Genomic DNA, 17,235 nt, shown 5'->3' with positions numbered 1-17,235 from the left:
AGCAGACCGACAGCCATGGCTGAGGCTCAGAACATCCCGGTGGGCTCGACCACCGCAGGCCAGATCGCGGTGGCCGCCGAGTCGACCGTCGCCACGCGCATGAGCGCGCCGCCGTCCTTCGACGTGGCGGACTTCCCGGTCCCGCACGGTCGTGAGGAGGAGTGGCGGTTCACGCCGCTGGAGCGCCTTCGCGGGCTGCACGACGGCACCGCGGCCGCCACCGGCGACGGCGTGCGGATCGACGTCGAGGCCCCCGAGGGCGTCGTCGTCGAGACCGTCGGCCGTGACGACGCGCGGCTCGGCAAGGCGGGCGTCCCTGTGGACCGCGTGGCCGCCCAGGCCTACTCCGCCTTCGAGAAGGCCGGTGTCGTCACCGTCCCCAAGGAGACGGTGCTCACCGAACCGATCCGCATCGCCGTGCACGGCGAGGGCGGCGTCGCCTACGGCCACCAGGTCATCGAGCTCGGGGCCTTCGCCGAGGCCGTCGTGGTCATCGACCACACCGGCGACGCGGTCCTCGCGGCCAACGTCGACTACGTGCTGGGCGACGGTGCCAAGCTCACCGTCGTCTCCGTCCAGGACTGGGACGACAAGGCCGTCCACGTCGGCCAGCACAACGCGCTGATCGGCCGCGACGCCACCTTCAAGTCGTTCGTGGTCACCTTCGGCGGCGACGTCGTGCGCCTGCACCCGCGCGTGACCTACGCGGGCACCGGCGGCGAGGCCGAGCTGTTCGGCCTGTACTTCACGGACGCCGGCCAGCACCAGGAGCACCGCCTCCTCGTCGACCACAACGTCCCGCACTGCAAGTCCAACGTCGTCTACAAGGGCGCGCTCCAGGGCGAGCAGGCACACGCCGTCTGGATCGGCGACGTCCTCATCGAGGCCAAGGCCGAGGGCACGGACACCTACGAGATGAACCGCAACCTCGTCCTCACGGACGGCGCCCGCGTGGACTCCGTACCGAACCTGGAGATCGAGACCGGCGAGATCGTCGGCGCCGGTCACGCCTCCGCCACCGGCCGCTTCGACGACGAGCAGCTCTTCTACCTGATGGCCCGCGGCATCCCGGCCGACGAGGCCCGCCGTCTGGTGGTCCGCGGCTTCTTCGCCGAGCTGGTCCAGCAGATCGCCGTCGCCGACATCGAAGAGCGCCTCCTCGTGAAGATCGACGAGGAGCTGGAGGCGTCCGTCTGATGGCATTCGTACGCGCCTGTGGCCTGAGCGAGCTGGAGGAGGACACCCCGAAGCGGGTGGAACTCGACGGCACGCCGGTCTCGGTCGTCCACACCGAGGGTGAGGTGTTCGCGATCCACGACATCTGCTCGCACGCGAACGTCTCCCTCTCCGAGGGCGAGGTGGAGGACTGCCAGATCGAGTGCTGGCTGCACGGCTCCGCCTTCGACCTGCGCACCGGCAAGCCGTCCGGCCTGCCCGCGACGCGCCCCGTCCCCGTATACCCCGTAAAGATCGAAGGGGACGATGTGCTCGTCTCCGTCACCCAGGAGTCCTGAGGCACCATGGCTACGCTTGAAATCCGCGACCTGCACGTCACCGTCGAGGCCGACAACGCCACGAAGGAGATCCTCAAGGGCGTCGACCTCACCGTGAAGCAGGGCGAGACGCACGCCATCATGGGCCCCAACGGCTCCGGCAAGTCGACGCTCGCCTACTCCATCGCGGGCCACCCCAAGTACACGATCACGCAGGGCACCGTCACCCTCGACGGCGAGGACGTCCTCGAGATGGAGGTCGACGAGCGTGCCCGCGCGGGCATGTTCCTCGCCATGCAGTACCCGGTCGAGGTCCCCGGTGTCTCCGTCTCCAACTTCCTGCGCACGTCGGCGACGGCGATCCGCGGCGAGGCCCCCAAGCTGCGCACCTGGGTGAAGGAGGTCAAGGAGTCGATGGCCGCGCTCCAGATGGACCCGTCCTTCGCCGAGCGCAACGTCAACGAGGGCTTCTCCGGCGGTGAGAAGAAGCGCCACGAGATCCTCCAGATGGAGCTCCTCAAGCCGAAGATCGCGATCCTCGACGAGACCGACTCCGGCCTGGACGTCGACGCCCTGCGCGTGGTCTCCGAGGGCGTCAACCGCATCCGTGAGACGGGTGAGGTCGGCACGCTCCTGATCACGCACTACACGCGCATCCTGCGCTACATCAAGCCCGACTTCGTGCACGTCTTCGCGAACGGCAAGATCGCCGAGTCCGGCGGCGCCGAGCTCGCCGACAAGCTGGAGAACGAGGGCTACGAGGCTTACGTGAAGGGTGGCGCATCCGCGTGACTGTGGCCCGCCAGGGGCTCCCCGGCCTCCTCGACACCGAGGCGCTCCGCAAGGACTTCCCGATCCTGGAGCGCACGCTCCACGACGGCAAGAAGCTCGTGTATCTGGACAACGCGGCGACCTCGCAGACGCCGCGCCAGGTCATCGACGTACTCAGCGAGTACTACGAGCAGCACAACGCCAACGTCCACCGCGGCGTGCACGTCCTCGCCGAGGAGGCCACCGCGCTGTACGAGGGCGCGCGCGACAAGGTCGCCGCGTTCATCAACGCGCCCAGCCGCGACGAGGTGATCTTCACCAAGAACGCCTCGGAGTCGCTGAACCTCGTGGCCAACATGCTCGGCTGGGCCGACGAGCCCTACCGCGTGGACCACGAGACCGAGATCGTCATCACGGAGATGGAGCACCACTCCAACATCGTGCCGTGGCAGCTGCTCTCGCAGCGCACGGGCGCGAAGCTGAAGTGGTTCGGCCTCACCGACGACGGCCGGCTCGACCTGTCGAACATCGACGAGATCATCACGGAGAAGACGAAGATCGTCTCCTTCGTGCTCGTGTCCAACATCCTGGGCACGGTCAACCCGGTCGAGGCGATCGTGCGCCGCGCCCAGGAGGTCGGGGCCCTGGTCCTGATCGACGCCTCCCAGGCCGCGCCGCACATGCCGCTCGACGTGCAGGCCCTGCAGGCCGACTTCGTGGCCTTCACCGGCCACAAGATGTGCGGCCCGACGGGCATCGGCGTGCTGTGGGGCCGCCAGGAGCTCCTGGAGGACCTGCCGCCGTTCCTGGGCGGCGGCGAGATGATCGAGACGGTCTCGATGCACTCGTCGACGTACGCGCCCGCGCCGCACAAGTTCGAGGCGGGCACCCCGCCGGTCGCGCAGGCCGTGGGCCTCGGCGCGGCGGTGGACTACCTCACCTCGATCGGCATGGACAAGATCGCTCAGCACGAGCACGCGATCACCGAGTACGCGGTCAAGCGGTTCCTCGAGGTCCCCGACCTCAAGATCATCGGCCCGTCCACGGCCGAGGAGCGCGGCGCCGCGATCTCCTTCACGCTCGGTGACATCCACCCGCACGACGTGGGCCAGGTCCTCGACGAGCAGGGCATCGCGGTCCGGGTCGGCCACCACTGCGCCCGCCCCGTCTGCCTGCGGTACGGAATTCCCGCGACCACGCGAGCGTCGTTCTATCTGTACTCCACGCCCGGCGAGATCGACGCTCTCGTCGAGGGCCTGGAGCACGTACGGAACTTCTTCGGCTGAGGGGCTGGCTGGGACGTGAAGCTGGATTCGATGTACCAGGACGTGATCCTGGACCACTACAAGCATCCGCACGGGCGCGGTCTGCGCCCGGGCGACGCCGAGGTGCACCACGTCAACCCGACGTGCGGCGACGAGATCACGCTGCGCGTGAAGTACGACGGCTCGCGCATCGAGGACGTCAGCTATGAGGGCCAGGGCTGCTCCATCAGCCAGGCCAGCGCGTCCGTCCTGAACGAGCTGCTCGTCGGCAAGGACCTGGCCGAGGCGCAGCAGATCCAGGGCGTGTTCCTGGAGCTGATGCAGTCCAAGGGCAAGCTGGAGCCGGACGACGCGATGGAGGAGGTCCTGGAGGACGCGGTCGCGTTCGCCGGGGTCTCGAAGTACCCCGCGCGCGTGAAGTGTGCTCTGCTGAGTTGGATGGCGTGGAAGGACGCGACCGCCCAGGCCCTGGGCGAGAGCGTGGAGAGGAAGACGGCATGAGCGAGAACGGTACGCCGGACACACTGACCACGAAGCCCGCTTCGGAGGAAGAGGTCCGCGAGGCGCTGTACGACGTCGTCGACCCGGAACTGGGCATCGACGTCGTCAACCTGGGCCTGATCTACGGCGTTCACATCGACGACGCCAACATCGCCACCATCGACATGACGCTCACGTCCGCGGCCTGCCCGCTGACCGACGTCATCGAGGACCAGGCGAAGTCCGCGACGGACGGCATCGTCAACGAGCTGCGGATCAACTGGGTCTGGATGCCGCCGTGGGGACCGGACAAGATCACGGACGATGGGCGCGAGCAGCTCAGGGCACTGGGCTTCAACGTCTGAGTCCCGCCGCTGTACGCCTGAGAGGGCCCGCACCGAACCGGTGCGGGCCCTTTCTCGTGCCGCTCCCCGGCCCGCTCCCCGGCCCGATCCCCGGCTCTGGGGAACGGGCCGGGATTTTTCATGCATCTGCATATGTACAGCCGTACCTATCGTTGTGTACGGTAGTACGCATGGGATACGGACTGCTGGCCGCGGCGATCGCGGCGGAGGTGGCCGGGACTACGGCCATGAAGTACAGCGAGGGGTTCAGCCGGCTGTGGCCGTCGCTGCTCACCGTCGCGGGATATCTGCTGGCCTTCACGCTGCTCGCGCAGACGCTGAAGACCCTGTCGGTGGGGACGGCCTACGCGATCTGGGCGGGGATCGGCACCGCCGCCGTCGCCGGGATCGGGATGCTGTTCCTCGGCGAGTCGGCGAGCCTGCTCAAGATCTCGGGTATCGCGCTCGTGATCGCGGGCGTCGTCGTCCTGAACCTCGGCGGGGCCCACTGATGGGGCGGCGCTACGACCCGGAGCGGCGGCAGCGCATCATCGACGCGGCGCTGCGGGTCGCGGCCGAGAAGGGCATCGCGGGCCTCAGCCACCGCACCGTCGCCGCCGAGGCCGATGTGCCGCTGGGCTCGACGACGTACCACTTCAAGACGCTCGACGATCTGCTGGTGGCCGCGCTGCGCCAGTCCAACGAGGGGTTCGCGCAACTCGTGCGCGACCGTGGGGTGCTGCGGGACCCGGACGCCGACCTCCCCGCCGAGCTGGCGGCGCTGCTCGGCGAGTGGGCCTCCGGGCGGCGCGAGGCGGTCGAGCTGGAGTACGAGCTCTATCTGTCCGCCCTGCGCCGCCCCGCGCTGCGGCCGGTGGCCGCCGAGTGGTGCGAGGGGGTCGCCGAGGTCCTGCGGGAGCGGACCGACCCCGTCACCGCGCGCGGCCTGGTCGCGGTGATGGACGGGGTCTGTCTCCAGGTGCTGCTCACGGGGGGCGAGTACGACGAGGCGTACACCCGGGACCTGCTCGGGCGGGTGCTCAACCCCGCTGTTCCCGCAGGGAGTTGACGGTCGTCAGGGCCGCTTCCACGCTCGCCGTCACATCCGTGACCGGGTACTGGACGTCCCGGACGACCCGGTCCGCGTCCACGACGAGCGTCAGCCGCTTGAGGCGGCTCACGCCCGCCGCGCGGAACGTCGGCAGCCGCAGCGCCGCCGTCAGGGCGAGGTCCGCGTCCGAGAGCAGCGGGAAGCGCAGGCCCTCCTTGGCGGCGAACGCCCGCTGCTCGTCGGTGCGTTGGGTGGAGATGCCGCGCACGGCCGCGCCCGCCGCGGTGAAGTCGGCGAGCCGGTCGCGGTACGTGCACGACTCCAGCGTGCAGCCGGGCGCGCCGGGGATCGCGGACCAGCCGGGCGGATAGGCGTCCTTGCGGGCGTAGGCGCCCGGGAAGCAGTACAGGACCGTGTACGCCGCGTCCGTGACCGGGTCCGCAGGCTCGCCGTCGTCCGCGAGCAGGCGCAGCGCGGGCACCTTCGTGCCGAGCAGTTCGTGCACGCGCCGCGCTTCCTGTGACGTCTGTGTCGGGGCCGTCGCCGTCATCTCTCCCTCTCCGAGTACCCATGTGTCGCCCCAGTCCTGAAGGGCGATCAGGACCGGCACCAGGGCCCGCCCGCGCGGCGTGAGCCGGTACTCGTGGCGCGGCGGGCGGTCCTGGTACGGCACCCGGGTCAGGACGTCCGCGTCGACCAGGAGGCGCAGGCGCTCGGTCAGCACCTTGCGGGACAGGCCCAGTTCGCGCTGGAGCTCCTCGAAGCGGTGCACCCCGCGGGCCGTGTCGCGCACGATCAGCAGGGTCCACCAGTCGCCGACGACGTCCAGGGCCTGCGCGATGGCGCAGGGGGCGTCGCCGAGGCTCGTTCGCCGTGGCATGTCCTTCACGCTCTCCCAGATCGGCGGGACGTTGACCCGGAGCCTCGCATGCTGCCATAGTCCGTTCCCAAAAGGAACTCACTCGATGGCGGGGGTAGGGCGATGGGCGGGGGAGGCCTGCGGCGCGGGCTGCGAGAGGTGCCGAGGACCGTGTGGCTGCTGGCCGCTGGCCAGTTCTTCAACATGATCGTGGCCTTCACGTTCGTGTACTTCTTCGTGTACCTGACCGACGAGCGGGGCCTGTCCGTCGCCCAGGCCGGGGTGATCAGCGGCATCGGCGGTGCGGGGCAGGTCGCGGGGAACTTCACGGGCGGCTGGTTCGGCGACAGATACGGGCACCGGCGGGTGCTGCTCGTCGGGTCGCTGATCAGCGGGGCGGGGGTGCTGGCGCTGCCCACCCTGCCGGTGCCGCTGCTGTACGTCGTGCCGGTGCTCAGCCAGTACGCGGGCGGGTGCGTGCGGGCGGCCAACGGGGCGCTCGTCGCCATCGTCGTGCCCGAGGGGGCGCGGCGGCAGGGGTTCGCGGTGATGCGGTTCGCGGCCAACGCGGGGTTCACGGTGGGGCCGCCGCTCGGGGCCCTGCTCATCGCGCAGGCCGGGTACGGGACGCTGTTCGTCGTCGACGGGCTCGGGACGCTGGTGTTCGCCGCGTATGCCGGGCGGGTGCTGCCCGCCCGCGGAGCGGGTCGATCCGCGGTGCCCGGCGACGGGGCGGCCGGGCCCGGTGTGTTCGCGAGTCTGCGGCAGCGGCCCGTCGTCGTGCTGCTGCTCGCCGCGATCCTCGTCACCGACCTCGTCTATCGGCAGCAGTACTCCACGTTGCCCACCGACCTCGATCACCACGGGATCGGGACCGGTGTGTACGGGTGGCTGCTCGCCATCAACGGGGCGCTCATCCTGCTCCTGGAGCTGCCGGTCACCGTCGCTCTGCGGGGGCGGGCGCCGCTGCGGATCATCGGTGGGGGCGTGCTGCTCGTGGGGGCGGGGTACGGGGTGCTGGCCCTCGGTACGGCGGTGGGGACGGCTGTCGCGATGATGTTGCTGCTCACCGCGGGGGAGGTGCTGTACAAGACGCCTGCCACGGCATTCGTCGCCGATCATGCGCCCGCCCATGCGCAGGGGCGGTTCCAGAGCCTGTACTCGGGAGTGTCCGTGAGCGGGGTCGTGCTGTCGGCGCCGCTCGGCGGGGCGCTGTACTCGGCGGCGCCGGGGGCGCTGTGGCCTGTGTGCGCGGGGTTGGCCGGACTGTCCGGAGTGCTGCTCCTGGTGGCGGGGCGGGCGGGCCGACCAGGGGTGACCCACGCCGAGGAAGTGCGCCCGGCACGTGAGACGGCCACCCGTACCGGTTAGCCTCCGTCGCCCCGGCCCGGTTAGGTTTCACTCATGACCGATACGCCTTCTGTTGACACCTCCCGTACGACCGGCGCCGTCGCCGCCGGGCTCGCCACCCTCGCCGCCGACGGCACCGTCCTCGACACCTGGTTCCCCGCCCCCGAGCTGGTCGCCGAGCCCGGCCCCGCCGGGACCGAGCGGCTCACCGCCGAGCGCGCCGTGGAACTCCTCGGCGAGGGTGCCGCGAAGGCGATCGGGCCCGACGCCCGCCGTGGCGTGGAGGTCGTCGCCGTCCGCACGGTCATCGCGTCCCTGGACGACAAGCCGCTGGACGCGCACGACGTGTACCTGCGCCTGCACCTGCTCAGCCACCGCCTGGTCAAGCCGCACGGCCAGAACCTGGACGGCATGTTCGGGCTGCTCGCCAACGTCGCCTGGACCTCGCTCGGCCCGGTCGCCGTCGACGACCTGGAGAAGGTCCGCCTGAACGCCCGCGCCGAGGGCCTGCACCTCGCGGTGACCTCGGTCGACAAGTTCCCGCGCATGACGGACTACGTCGCCCCCAAGGGCGTCCGCATCGGCGACGCCGACCGGGTGCGGCTCGGCGCGCACCTCGCCGCGGGTACCACCGTGATGCACGAGGGCTTCGTGAACTTCAACGCGGGCACCCTCGGCACGTCCATGGTCGAGGGCCGCATCTCCGCCGGTGTCGTCGTCGGCGACGGCTCCGACATCGGCGGCGGCGCCTCCACCATGGGCACCCTGTCCGGCGGCGGCAACGTCCGCATCGTCATCGGCGAGCGCTGCCTCGTCGGCGCCGAGGCCGGTGTGGGCATCGCGCTCGGCGACGAGTGCGTCGTCGAGGCCGGTCTGTACGTCACCGCGGGCACGCGCGTCACGATGCCCGACGGCGAGATCGTCAAGGCCCGTGACCTGTCCGGCGCCTCGAACATCCTCTTCCGCCGCAACTCGGTCACCGGCGCCGTCGAGGCCCGCCCGAACAACGCGGTCTGGGGCGGCCTGAACGACGTGCTCCACAGCCACAACTGAGCCCGCCCGAACCGTTGAAGCGCCCTCCCGGCCCGCCGGGAGGGCGCTTCGCGTGCGTATGCTGCGCGAGCACACAGCACATGAACTCGGGGAGGACCGGATGCGAAAGACAGCGGTGGGATCGATGGTCACGGGCACGGTGGCCGTCGCGGTGCTCGTCGCCTGCGGGCAGAGCGTCGCGCGGACCGGCGACGCGCAGGCACCCGCGGCAGCGGCGAAGACAGGGGGCCACACCTACAAGCTCCAGCACTCCGACATCCACTGGAGCGGCTCCAAGACCCCCTTCGAGTCGCTGATCAAGCTCCCGGACGGCCGCAAGGTGGCCATGCACTACCTGGAGAAGAAGGGCCTGTACGTCCAGGACTACAGCCCCAAGGCGCGCGGCTGGTCCAAGCCGAAGAACATCTACCGCACCAAGACCGACGCCTGCCAGGGCATCCACCTCAAGCACCGGGCCGGCACCGTCGCGGCGATCGCCGACTGGGCGAGGTACTGCGCCGACGGCGAGCCCCCGCAGGAGTCCCTGGCCGCCGTCGCCACCGGCCGCCTGACCAAGTGGGACCGCCACCTCACCAAGGGCTTCGACGGCTGGGCCAAGGCCGACATCACGAAGAACGGCAAGCAGGTCACGTTCAAGTACAACTCCGACCGGCTGAAGTGGACCAAGGCGAAGGGCTTCCCCAAGAACCCGCTCGACTGACACCGGACCCCACGCTCTTCTCCGGACCCGCGCCGCGCCACAGGCATAGCGGCGCGGGTCCGCGCACGTCATCCACAGCAGAGGGGGCAGCAGGGCCGCCGGAGAAGAGAAGGTGACGATGGATGCCGAAAGCCAGGATCGCTTCCGGGAGTTCGTGGCGGGGCGCTCCGCCACACTGCTGAGAACAGCCGTGCTGCTGACCGGCGGCGACCGGCACGCGGCGGAGGATCTGCTGCAGAACGCTCTGGTCAAAGCCGTGGGCCGGTGGAACAGGATCGAGGACCCGGAGGCGTATGTCCGACGGATCCTCTACCGCCAGCAGGTCAGCCGCTGGCGTCTGAAGTGGCCGCGGCGCGAGGTTGCCGTGGCCGAGCCGCCCGAGCGCGCCGACGGCGACACGGCGAGCGGCGCCGAGCTGCGGGTCGTGATGCGGGCGGCACTCGCCCGGCTCACCCCGCGCCAGCGCTCCGTGCTCGTCCTGCGCTACTACGAGGACCTGCCGGAGGCCGAGGTGGCCCGCATCCTCGGGTGCTCCGTCGGCACGGTGCGCAGCACCACCCACCGCTCACTCGCCCGGCTGCGCTCTCTCGCGCCCGAGCTGGCCGGGCTCGGCCCGGCCGCCGCCGAGGCCTCGCCGTCCCGTGACATCTCGCCTGTGGAGGTACGTCCGTGAATGTCGACAAGCTGGTGCGCGACGCGCTCCAGGAACAGGCCGCCGACCAGGGCCACGTGGCGGGCGACCTCGCCGACCGGGTGATCGCGGCCGGCCGGCGGCGGCGCACCCGGACGCTCGTGGGCACCGCGCTCGCGACCGCGGCCGCCGTGGCCGTCGCGGTGGCCGTGCCCACCCTCGGCTCCGGCGACGGCGCCGCGGAGGGCCGCCCGGCGTCCGGGCCCTCGGACAGGGACGTCATCGCGCACCCGGACCAGTCCCCGCCGCGCGACCTGATCGCGGCGGGGAACACCGCGGTGGCCGGTTTCAGCGTGCGCAAGACCGTCAAGCATGCGAACGGCGACGAGCTGCACACGCGGACCTACTCCCTCCTCGACCCCACGACGGGCCGGTACCGGAAGGCGCCCGGCAAGTGGAAGTGGATCGACGTCGCCCCCGGTCTGCGCACCGCGGCCGTCCTGGAGGGCGAGCTGCCCGTGCGTCGTGTCGGCCTGCTCGACCTGCGGACTGGCGAGGTGGAGCGCTGGATCCCGACCCCCCAGCCGGTGGCGGGCGTCGAGTGGTCGCCGGACGGGAACAAGCTCGTCGCCACCGCGTACGGCGCCGACCCCGACCGGCTCGTCGACCTGCCCGGCGACCACCCCAAGAACGGCCCGCAGCCGCGCCCCAGCCGGCTCGGGTTCATGGTGATCGACGTGGCGTCCGGCGACGTGGAGAAGCCGCACAGCGTGCCGCAGCCGGAGCCGGACAAGTGGGGCTTCTACGGGGGCGACGGCCGCGAGGACTTCCGGTGGAGCCGCGACGGCACGCGCCTGTACCTCCAGCAGGTCGCGGACGAGGGCAGTGAGAACCGCGCCTGGTACACCCTCCGGGGCAAGCGCACCACGGCGCCCGCGAAGGAGAGGTACGCGAGCTATCCGCAGGACGGGCTCTCGCCCGACGGCAGGTACCTGGCGGCGGACGGCAGCGACAAGGGCCTGCCGCTCCTGGATCCGCTGACCGGCAAGAAGATCGCCACGGTCCCCGGCAAGCAACATCTGGCCTGGGTCGGCGACAAGCGTCTGATCGCCTGGGGCTGTGAGCCGGCGAAGTGCTCGGGCCGCAACGAGTTCCGTGCCCAGCTGATCCTCGTCACCGTCGGCAGCAAGAAGATCGTGCCGCTCAGCGGATTCCGCGGGGCGTCCGCGGACCGGCCCGGCGGCTGGTCCCCGATGTTCGCCGCCCGCTGAGGGACCCGGGCCCGTCCGCTACGCGCGCGTGCCGGAGCCGATGCTCACCACGCGCTGGACCGCCCCCGCGGGCAGCGCCCCGCCGAGCGCCTCGTACGCCGCGAGCAGCCCGTCGACCGCATCCCGGTCGGCGGGCAGCAGCGGTGCCCGGACCGGGCCGCCGGGCAGGCCGAGCGCGTTGAGCAGTGCCTTCGCCGTGACCGTGCCGGGCAGACCGGAGGCCATCATCAGCTCGATCAGCTCGGTGAGCTGCCGCTGCCCGCGCGCCGCGCGGGCCGTGTCGCCCGCGTCGAACGCGTCCACGATCGCTCGCAGGCTGCGCGGCGCCACATTCGCGACCGTGCTGATGAACCCCGCTCCGCCGAGCGCGTACAGCGGCAGCGCGAACTCGTCGCAGCCCGTGTAGTACGCGAGGTCCGAGCCCGCCATCACCTTGGCGGAGCCGAGCATGTCGTACGCGCAGTCCTTCACCGCCACGATCCGCGGGTGCTCCGCGAGGCGAAGGAGCGTGTCCGGTTCGATGCGGGTGCCGGTGCGGCCCGGGATGTCGTACAGGATCACCGGCAGGCCCGACACGTCCGCGACCGCGCGGAAGTGCGCCTCGACCGCCTCCTGCGGCGGCTTGCTGTAGTACGGCGTGACCACGAGCAGTCCGTCGGCGCCCGCCTTCTCGGCCTGCAGGGCCAGCTCGCCGGTGTGCGCCGTGTCGTTGCTGCCGACGCCCGCGACCAGTGTGGCCCGCCCGCCGATCGCCTCTCGGACGGCCCGCACGAGGGCGCTCTTCTCGGCGTCGGACGTCGTCGGGGACTCGCCCGTGGTGCCGGAAAGGACCAGGCCCTCGCAGCCGTTCGCGACCAGGCGGTCGGCGAGGACCTGGGCGCCGTCGAGGTCGAGGGCGCCGGACGCGGTGAAGGGCGTGACCATGGCGCACAGGGCGCGGCCGAAGGGGGCGTGCGCGAACGGGGCCGCGGCGGGCGTGGAGGGTGCGGTCATAGGGGTAGTCTCGGCGCGGCGGTCGTGAAGCTCCACTTAATTCTGCTACGAGGTAATGCGCAGCAGTGCTACGAGGTTTGGGGTCCACGCATGCGGCCGGGTCCGCCGGTGGGCGCCTTCCGTGCCTGGTGGGCCGGGGCGCGGGAGCACGCCTGAGGCGGGTCGTACAGGAGTGTGGCACGTGCCGTCGAGGCGTCGTTGACGGGCCCGGGCGGGCGCAGGACCCTCGGGCCATGACCACGCATCCGTACGAGCGTTACGTGGCCGTCGGAGACAGCCAGACCGAGGGGATCGGCGACGGCGACGAACGGCACGGCTACCGCGGCTGGGCCGACCGGCTGGCGGAGATCCTCGCCGTCGCGAGCCCCGACTTCACCTACGCCAACCTGGCCGTGCGAGGCCGCCTGGCGGAGCAGGTCAGGGACGAGCAACTGGCCCCTGCCCTGGCGCTCAAGCCGGACCTCGCGACCGTCGTGGCGGGCGTGGGCGACCTGGTCAGGCCCGGCTACGACGCGGCCCGCACCGCCCGCGCCGTCGAGGAGATGTTCGCCGAACTCACCTCGGCGGGCGCCCGCGTGGTGACCGTGACCTTCCCCGACATCGGCCGCATCGCCCCGCTGGCCCGCCGGGCCCAGCCGCGCGTCATGGAGCTCAACGCCCGGATCCGCGCCGCCGCCGACCGGCACGGCGTCGTCGTCCTCGACCTGTTCCCGCAGCGGATCACCGCCGACCCGCGGCTGTGGAGCCGCGACCGCACCCACGCGAGCCCCGTCGGCCACGCCCGCATCGCCGCCGGCGTCGCCGACCTGCTCGGCCTCGCCGGGCACGAGGACTGGGCGCGCCCGCTGCCGCCGCTCGCCCCGGTGTCGGCGCTCGGCGGCGCGGCCCAGGAGGTGCGCTGGCTCGTCGGGGCGGCGGGGCCCTGGGCGCGGCGGCGGGTGCGGCGGGTGCGGCCCGGCGGGGGCGCGGGCGGCGCGCACCGGGCGAAGCGGCCCGGGCTCGACGCGGTCACCCTGCCCGCACCCGAACGGGCTTGACCTGAACCTAACTTCACGTTGGAGCGTAGGGGTCGTACGCCACGCACGAACACCGCGTACACAGTCACCGACCTGCGCGTCCGCGGCCGCACCGACGGCCTCGTACGCCACTCGAACGTGGAGATCCCCATGACCCGCCGCGCCTCCGCCCACCCCGACCCGACCCGCTCCGACATCGGCCTCACCTTCTTCAGCACCTGGCACGTCGGCACCCCCGAGCGGCAGCGGGCGGCGGTGGCCGCCATCGCCCATGCCTGGGAGAGCCGCCCCTGGCCGCACGAGGGCCTGCTTGGCTACCACGTGTACGCCGGTGAGGACGGCGCGACCCTCATGCACCACTCGCAGTGGCGGGACGAGGAGTCCTACCAGGACTACTTCGCGAACGGCAGGGACGAGCGCAACGACGAGATCGACGCGGCCGTGCCCGGCATCGAACGCGTCGGCCTGGTCAAGTCCCGGCTGTACCGCAGCGTGACACCGGGCTCCGGAGGCCCCGTGCCCGAGGCGTTCGTGACCGTGCACGTGGAATTCGAGGGACCGGACGCCGACCGGCAGCGGGCGTGGGTGGACACGGTCCTCACCGCGCTGGGCACCGGCCCCGTCCCCGGCCTGGTCTCGGCGCACTTCCACCTGAGCACCGACGGCACCCGGATCGTCAACTACGCGGAGTGGGAGACCGCGGCGGACCACCAGCGGGCGCTGGAGGCGCCGGGCAACGGCATCGGCACGCTCTCGGAGGAGTGGCGCCGGGTGCGGGAGTTCCCGGGGACGCTGGAGGCGGGGAAGATTCGGCGCTGGCGGCGGGAGTTCGGGGTCGTGCCCGCGTAGCGCGCGGGCGGTGGTGGCCGCGGCCGGGCTCCGGGGCGTGTCCGGGTGGCCGCGTCCGGGCCCGGACGGGCGGGTAGTTCGTTCCGGGGGCTTTACCCGGCGGGCCGTCCGTGGGGTCATGGAGGCGTGAGCGGGACCGGGGCCCGGCGGCCGCGGCCGTCCCGCTCGACCCGAGGAGTCGCCATGGCCAAGGACAGCCGCAGGGACAGCCGCAGGGGCAGGAGCAGGAGCAGCGGGAGCGGCAGGGGGGACACCGGCGGCAGGGGCACCGGCAGGGACTCCGGGGACGGAGGCGGCACCGTCGGCAGCGGTGTGCGGGAGTTCGAGATCGTCCGGGAGTTCGAGGTCGGCTCCCCGCCGCAGCAGGTGTGGGACGCGTTCACCACCGTCACCGGCACCGGCGGCTGGCTGTGGCCGATGGAGTACGAGCCGCGGGTGGGCGGCGCCGCGCCGCACGGCGCCGTCGTCACGGCCTGGGACCCGCCGTGGCGCCTCACGGTCTGCTCCGACGGCCCGGCCGCGCTCTTCGCGGAGCGCAGCACCCTCCACCTGGAGCATCTGATCGAGCCCTGCGACGGCGGCCGCCGCTCCTGGGTGCGGCACGCCCACAGCGGGATCTTCGCCCAGGACTGGGAGAACCAGTACGACGCGGCGAGCAAGCACACCGACTTCTATCTGCACACCCTGCGCGAGTACTTGACGTACTTCGCGGGCCGCCCGGTCACCTACACCCACCTCGACGCCCCCGCCGTCGCCACGGCCCGGGACGCCTTCACCCGGCTCGCGCTCGAACTCGGCCTGCCCGCCGACGCCTCGGAGGGCGCCCGCTTCCGGCTGAGCGCGGCCGGCGCCGAGCTGGACGCCGTGCTCGACTTCCGCACGCCGTACTTCATCGGCCTGCGCACCGACGACGCGCTCTACCGCTTCTTCGGCCGCAACCACTTCGGCCGCCGCGTCGGCGTCACCGTCCACGACTTCGCGACGCACGCGGACGCCAAGAGCGCCGAGCCCGCGTGGCGGGACTGGCTGACGCGGCTGTACGGCTGACGCGGCGCTCCGAGGCAGGGCTTGGCACCGCGCGCAGACGGGCGGGCCCGGGGAACACGGCCCCCGGGCCCGCCCGTTCACCGGCTGCGGCTGCCGCTACGGCCGGAAGCGCACCACCTGCGGGTCGTGGTCGCTGTTCTGCTCCGCGAACTCGGCGTTCACATGCACGCTGTCGTAGCGGAACCGGCCCACGCCCGGGCTCACCAGGATCTGGTCGAGGACCTGGGAGTTGCCCTGGAAGACGTAGGAGTAGCGCTCGGAGCGCGGCAGCGACTTGATCCCGGCGCGCAGCGCGCCGCCCTTCTCCAGGGCCTTGGTCGTGGCGGAGAACTCGAAGTCGTTGATGTCGCCGACCACGAGCACGTCCGCGTCCCGCTGGGTGGCCCGGATCTCCTGGACGAAGGAGTTCACGGCCTCGGCCTGGCGCACCCGCTGCGTCTCGGAGGAGCGCACCGGCGGCTGGTGGTGCGAGGTCAGCGACTCGTCGCCGCCCTTGGACGCGAAGTGGTTGGCGACCACGATCACCGGCTTGCCGCGGAAGGAGAACTCACCGGCGAGCGGCTTGCGGCTGTTGGTCCACGCCGTGTCCGCCGGGGCGATCCGGCCCGGCGAGTGCGTGAGCGCGGCCCGCTTGCCGACGCGGACGACGCCCGTCGGGGTCGTCGCGTCACCGGCGGCGCGGTCGGTGAACGACACGCGCTCGGGGTTGAACAGGAACACCTGGCGGATGTTGCCGCCCGGCTCGCCGCCGTCCTTGTTGTTCTCGGGGTCGACGGACCGCCACTCGTAGCGCGGCCCGCCCGCCGCGACGATCGCGTCCGTGAACTTCTTGAGGGTCTGCGCGGCGGACACCGTGCCGTCGTTCTTCGCGCCGTTGTCGTCCTGGATCTCCTCCAGGGCGACGATGTCGGGCGTGGCCAGGTTCGTGACCACACCGGCGGCCAGCGCGTCGAACTTCGACTGCGGGTCGCCCGGGTCGAGGTTCTCGACGTTGTACGTGGCCACGGCCAGCTCGCCCTTGCCCTGCGGCCGGGTCCGCTCCGGCCGGAGGTCCCGGCGCTCGACCTCGCCCAGCGTCCGGGCGGTCAGCGTGTAGCCGCCGAACTGGTTGAAGTCCAGCGGCCCCTCCGTCACGCCGGTCAGCCGGTCGCCGACGTCCGCCTTCGGGAACGGCTGCTCGGAGACCGGCGCCAGCTGCTGGATCTGGAGCCTGCCGGTGTTCTGCCCGTCGTACGAGCCGTACAGCGCGCCCCCGCGCCGGGTGGCGCTCTCGTGCGGCTTCACGGTCACCCAGAGTTCGTTGTACGGGTCGGTCGCGCCGACGACGCGGGAGGAGCCGACGCGTACGTTCATGCCCTCCAGGGACTCGTACAGGTCCAGGGCGTACGAACGGGGCTTCAGGGGCAGCCCGTTGACGCTGTTCCCCGCGGCCGGGTCGCCCTTGGGGGCGTACGCGGCGGGCACCGACTTGGCGCCGATGGCCACCGGGGCGGGCAGGGCGTTGCCGGAGGACTCGACGGTCACCGTCGGCTTGGTGATCTGGGTCAGCGACTGGTTGCCGGAGGCGGCGCCGCCGGGCACGTACTCGGTGACGGTGCCGGAGACCCGGACCGCGTCCCCCGCCTTCACCGTCGGCGTCGAGGAGGTGTACACGAACACGCCCTCGCTGGTCGCCCGGTCGTCGTCCGGCCGCGCGTCCTGGATCCAGAAGCCCTTCGAGCCGTAGCCGCGCACGCCCGTGACGATGCCCGGCACATCGCTGACCTGCTGGCCCGCCAGCGGTGAGAGCCGCGTCGTGCCCTGGATGTCGTGCACCCGCACCTGGTCGGCGGACGCGCTGGAGGCGGTGGCGACGAGCAGCCCGGCCGCGAGGGCGGTGGCGAGGAGGGTGCTGACGGCGGCGGATCTCGGTATGTGGGGCATCGGGGACTCCGAGTGAGGGTGAGGGTGACTGAGGGGTCAATGAGCTAAAGGGCTAAAGGGATGGAACGGGCGGAACGCTGACGCGAACGGGGACACGCGGTGCATCGGCCGGGGGAATGGCGCTCTACGCGCGTCAATC

The 17,235-nt window shown here is 72.0% G+C and carries 19 protein-coding genes; 16 read left to right on the top strand and 3 right to left on the bottom strand.

Annotated features, from left to right (window positions below; translation table 11 throughout):
* The first annotated feature begins 15 nt into the window (after positions 1-15).
* The 8 genes from sufD (at position 16) to ACZ6AA_RS34500 (ending at position 5,422) form a co-directional block, all read left to right on the top strand.
* Positions 16-1,197, top strand: a complete 1,182-nt coding sequence (gene sufD / locus ACZ6AA_RS34535; RefSeq protein WP_468448695.1) for a Fe-S cluster assembly protein SufD — start codon at positions 16-18, stop codon at positions 1,195-1,197.
* Entirely contained in the window at positions 1,197-1,514 is a 318-nt protein-coding gene (locus ACZ6AA_RS34530; RefSeq protein WP_468448693.1) for a non-heme iron oxygenase ferredoxin subunit, read from the top strand. Before sufD ends, ACZ6AA_RS34530 begins: the two co-directional genes overlap by 1 nt.
* A gap of 6 nt (positions 1,515-1,520) precedes the next feature.
* Positions 1,521-2,285: a Fe-S cluster assembly ATPase SufC gene (gene sufC / locus ACZ6AA_RS34525; protein WP_468448691.1), complete on the top strand. Its 765-nt coding sequence runs from the start codon at positions 1,521-1,523 to the stop codon at positions 2,283-2,285.
* A complete protein-coding gene (locus tag ACZ6AA_RS34520; protein ID WP_468448689.1) occupies positions 2,282-3,550 on the top strand; it encodes a cysteine desulfurase in 1,269 nt (422 codons plus the stop codon). Before sufC ends, ACZ6AA_RS34520 begins: the two co-directional genes overlap by 4 nt.
* A gap of 15 nt (positions 3,551-3,565) precedes the next feature.
* Positions 3,566-4,030 carry a Fe-S cluster assembly sulfur transfer protein SufU gene (sufU, locus tag ACZ6AA_RS34515; protein ID WP_087883608.1) on the top strand — a complete coding sequence of 155 codons (465 nt, stop codon included), beginning with the start codon at positions 3,566-3,568 and terminating at the stop codon, positions 4,028-4,030.
* Positions 4,027-4,374: a metal-sulfur cluster assembly factor gene (locus tag ACZ6AA_RS34510; protein WP_468448687.1), complete on the top strand. Its 348-nt coding sequence runs from the start codon at positions 4,027-4,029 to the stop codon at positions 4,372-4,374. Before sufU ends, ACZ6AA_RS34510 begins: the two co-directional genes overlap by 4 nt.
* A 170-nt stretch (positions 4,375-4,544) precedes the next feature.
* The gene (locus ACZ6AA_RS34505; RefSeq protein ID WP_030358831.1) at positions 4,545-4,865 is read left to right on the top strand and encodes a DMT family transporter; all 321 of its coding nucleotides are present in this window, start codon (positions 4,545-4,547) and stop codon (positions 4,863-4,865) included.
* The gene (locus ACZ6AA_RS34500) at positions 4,865-5,422 is read left to right on the top strand and encodes a TetR/AcrR family transcriptional regulator (protein WP_468448685.1); all 558 of its coding nucleotides are present in this window, start codon (positions 4,865-4,867) and stop codon (positions 5,420-5,422) included. The genes ACZ6AA_RS34505 and ACZ6AA_RS34500 overlap by 1 nt, the downstream gene beginning before the upstream one ends.
* Here ACZ6AA_RS34500 and ACZ6AA_RS34495 read toward each other — a convergent pair.
* Entirely contained in the window at positions 5,394-6,284 is an 891-nt protein-coding gene (locus tag ACZ6AA_RS34495; protein ID WP_471462388.1) for a winged helix-turn-helix transcriptional regulator, read from the bottom strand. The two genes, ACZ6AA_RS34500 and ACZ6AA_RS34495, sit on opposite strands and share 29 nt — an antisense overlap.
* Positions 6,285-6,386: 102 nt before the next feature.
* On the opposite strand from ACZ6AA_RS34495, the gene ACZ6AA_RS34490 reads away from it, so the two are divergent.
* The 5 genes from ACZ6AA_RS34490 (at position 6,387) to ACZ6AA_RS34470 (ending at position 11,268) form a co-directional block, all read left to right on the top strand.
* Positions 6,387-7,634 (top strand): MFS transporter, encoded by a 1,248-nt coding sequence (locus tag ACZ6AA_RS34490; RefSeq protein ID WP_471462386.1) that lies wholly within the window; start codon positions 6,387-6,389, stop codon positions 7,632-7,634.
* A gap of 33 nt (positions 7,635-7,667) precedes the next feature.
* A complete protein-coding gene (gene dapD / locus ACZ6AA_RS34485; RefSeq protein ID WP_468448679.1) occupies positions 7,668-8,666 on the top strand; it encodes a 2,3,4,5-tetrahydropyridine-2,6-dicarboxylate N-succinyltransferase in 999 nt (332 codons plus the stop codon).
* Between the two features lie 100 nt (positions 8,667-8,766).
* A complete protein-coding gene (locus ACZ6AA_RS34480) occupies positions 8,767-9,366 on the top strand; it encodes a hypothetical protein (protein ID WP_468483033.1) in 600 nt (199 codons plus the stop codon).
* A 118-nt stretch (positions 9,367-9,484) separates the two neighbouring features.
* Positions 9,485-10,039, top strand: coding sequence for a SigE family RNA polymerase sigma factor (locus tag ACZ6AA_RS34475; protein ID WP_468448675.1), 555 nt, complete (start codon positions 9,485-9,487; stop codon positions 10,037-10,039).
* Entirely contained in the window at positions 10,036-11,268 is a 1,233-nt protein-coding gene (locus ACZ6AA_RS34470) for a WD40 repeat domain-containing protein (protein ID WP_471462383.1), read from the top strand. Before ACZ6AA_RS34475 ends, ACZ6AA_RS34470 begins: the two co-directional genes overlap by 4 nt.
* Before the next feature lie 18 nt (positions 11,269-11,286).
* On the opposite strand, the gene dapA is transcribed toward ACZ6AA_RS34470, so the two are convergent.
* Positions 11,287-12,261, bottom strand: coding sequence for a 4-hydroxy-tetrahydrodipicolinate synthase (gene dapA, locus ACZ6AA_RS34465; RefSeq protein ID WP_468483035.1), 975 nt, complete (start codon positions 12,259-12,261; stop codon positions 11,287-11,289).
* A gap of 233 nt (positions 12,262-12,494) precedes the next feature.
* Between dapA and ACZ6AA_RS34460 the strand changes: the two genes are divergently transcribed.
* The 3 genes from ACZ6AA_RS34460 to ACZ6AA_RS34450 all read left to right on the top strand — a co-directional run bounded on the left by ACZ6AA_RS34460 (position 12,495) and on the right by ACZ6AA_RS34450 (position 15,173).
* A complete protein-coding gene (locus ACZ6AA_RS34460; protein WP_468448669.1) occupies positions 12,495-13,298 on the top strand; it encodes an SGNH/GDSL hydrolase family protein in 804 nt (267 codons plus the stop codon).
* 129 nt (positions 13,299-13,427) lie between these two features.
* A complete protein-coding gene (locus ACZ6AA_RS34455; protein ID WP_468450096.1) occupies positions 13,428-14,126 on the top strand; it encodes an antibiotic biosynthesis monooxygenase in 699 nt (232 codons plus the stop codon).
* Between the two features lie 183 nt (positions 14,127-14,309).
* A complete protein-coding gene (locus tag ACZ6AA_RS34450) occupies positions 14,310-15,173 on the top strand; it encodes an SRPBCC family protein (protein WP_468448667.1) in 864 nt (287 codons plus the stop codon).
* 96 nt (positions 15,174-15,269) lie between these two features.
* Here ACZ6AA_RS34450 and ACZ6AA_RS34445 read toward each other — a convergent pair whose 3' ends face one another.
* Positions 15,270-17,096 carry an endonuclease/exonuclease/phosphatase family protein gene (locus ACZ6AA_RS34445; protein WP_468483037.1) on the bottom strand — a complete coding sequence of 609 codons (1,827 nt, stop codon included), beginning with the start codon at positions 17,094-17,096 and terminating at the stop codon, positions 15,270-15,272.
* Positions 17,097-17,235: the final 139 nt, after the last annotated feature.

This window comes from Streptomyces sp. NPDC040610 (genome assembly GCF_055594065.1).
Note: the sequence above shows the minus strand (reverse complement) of the source record. Positions and strands in the feature narration are given on the sequence as shown.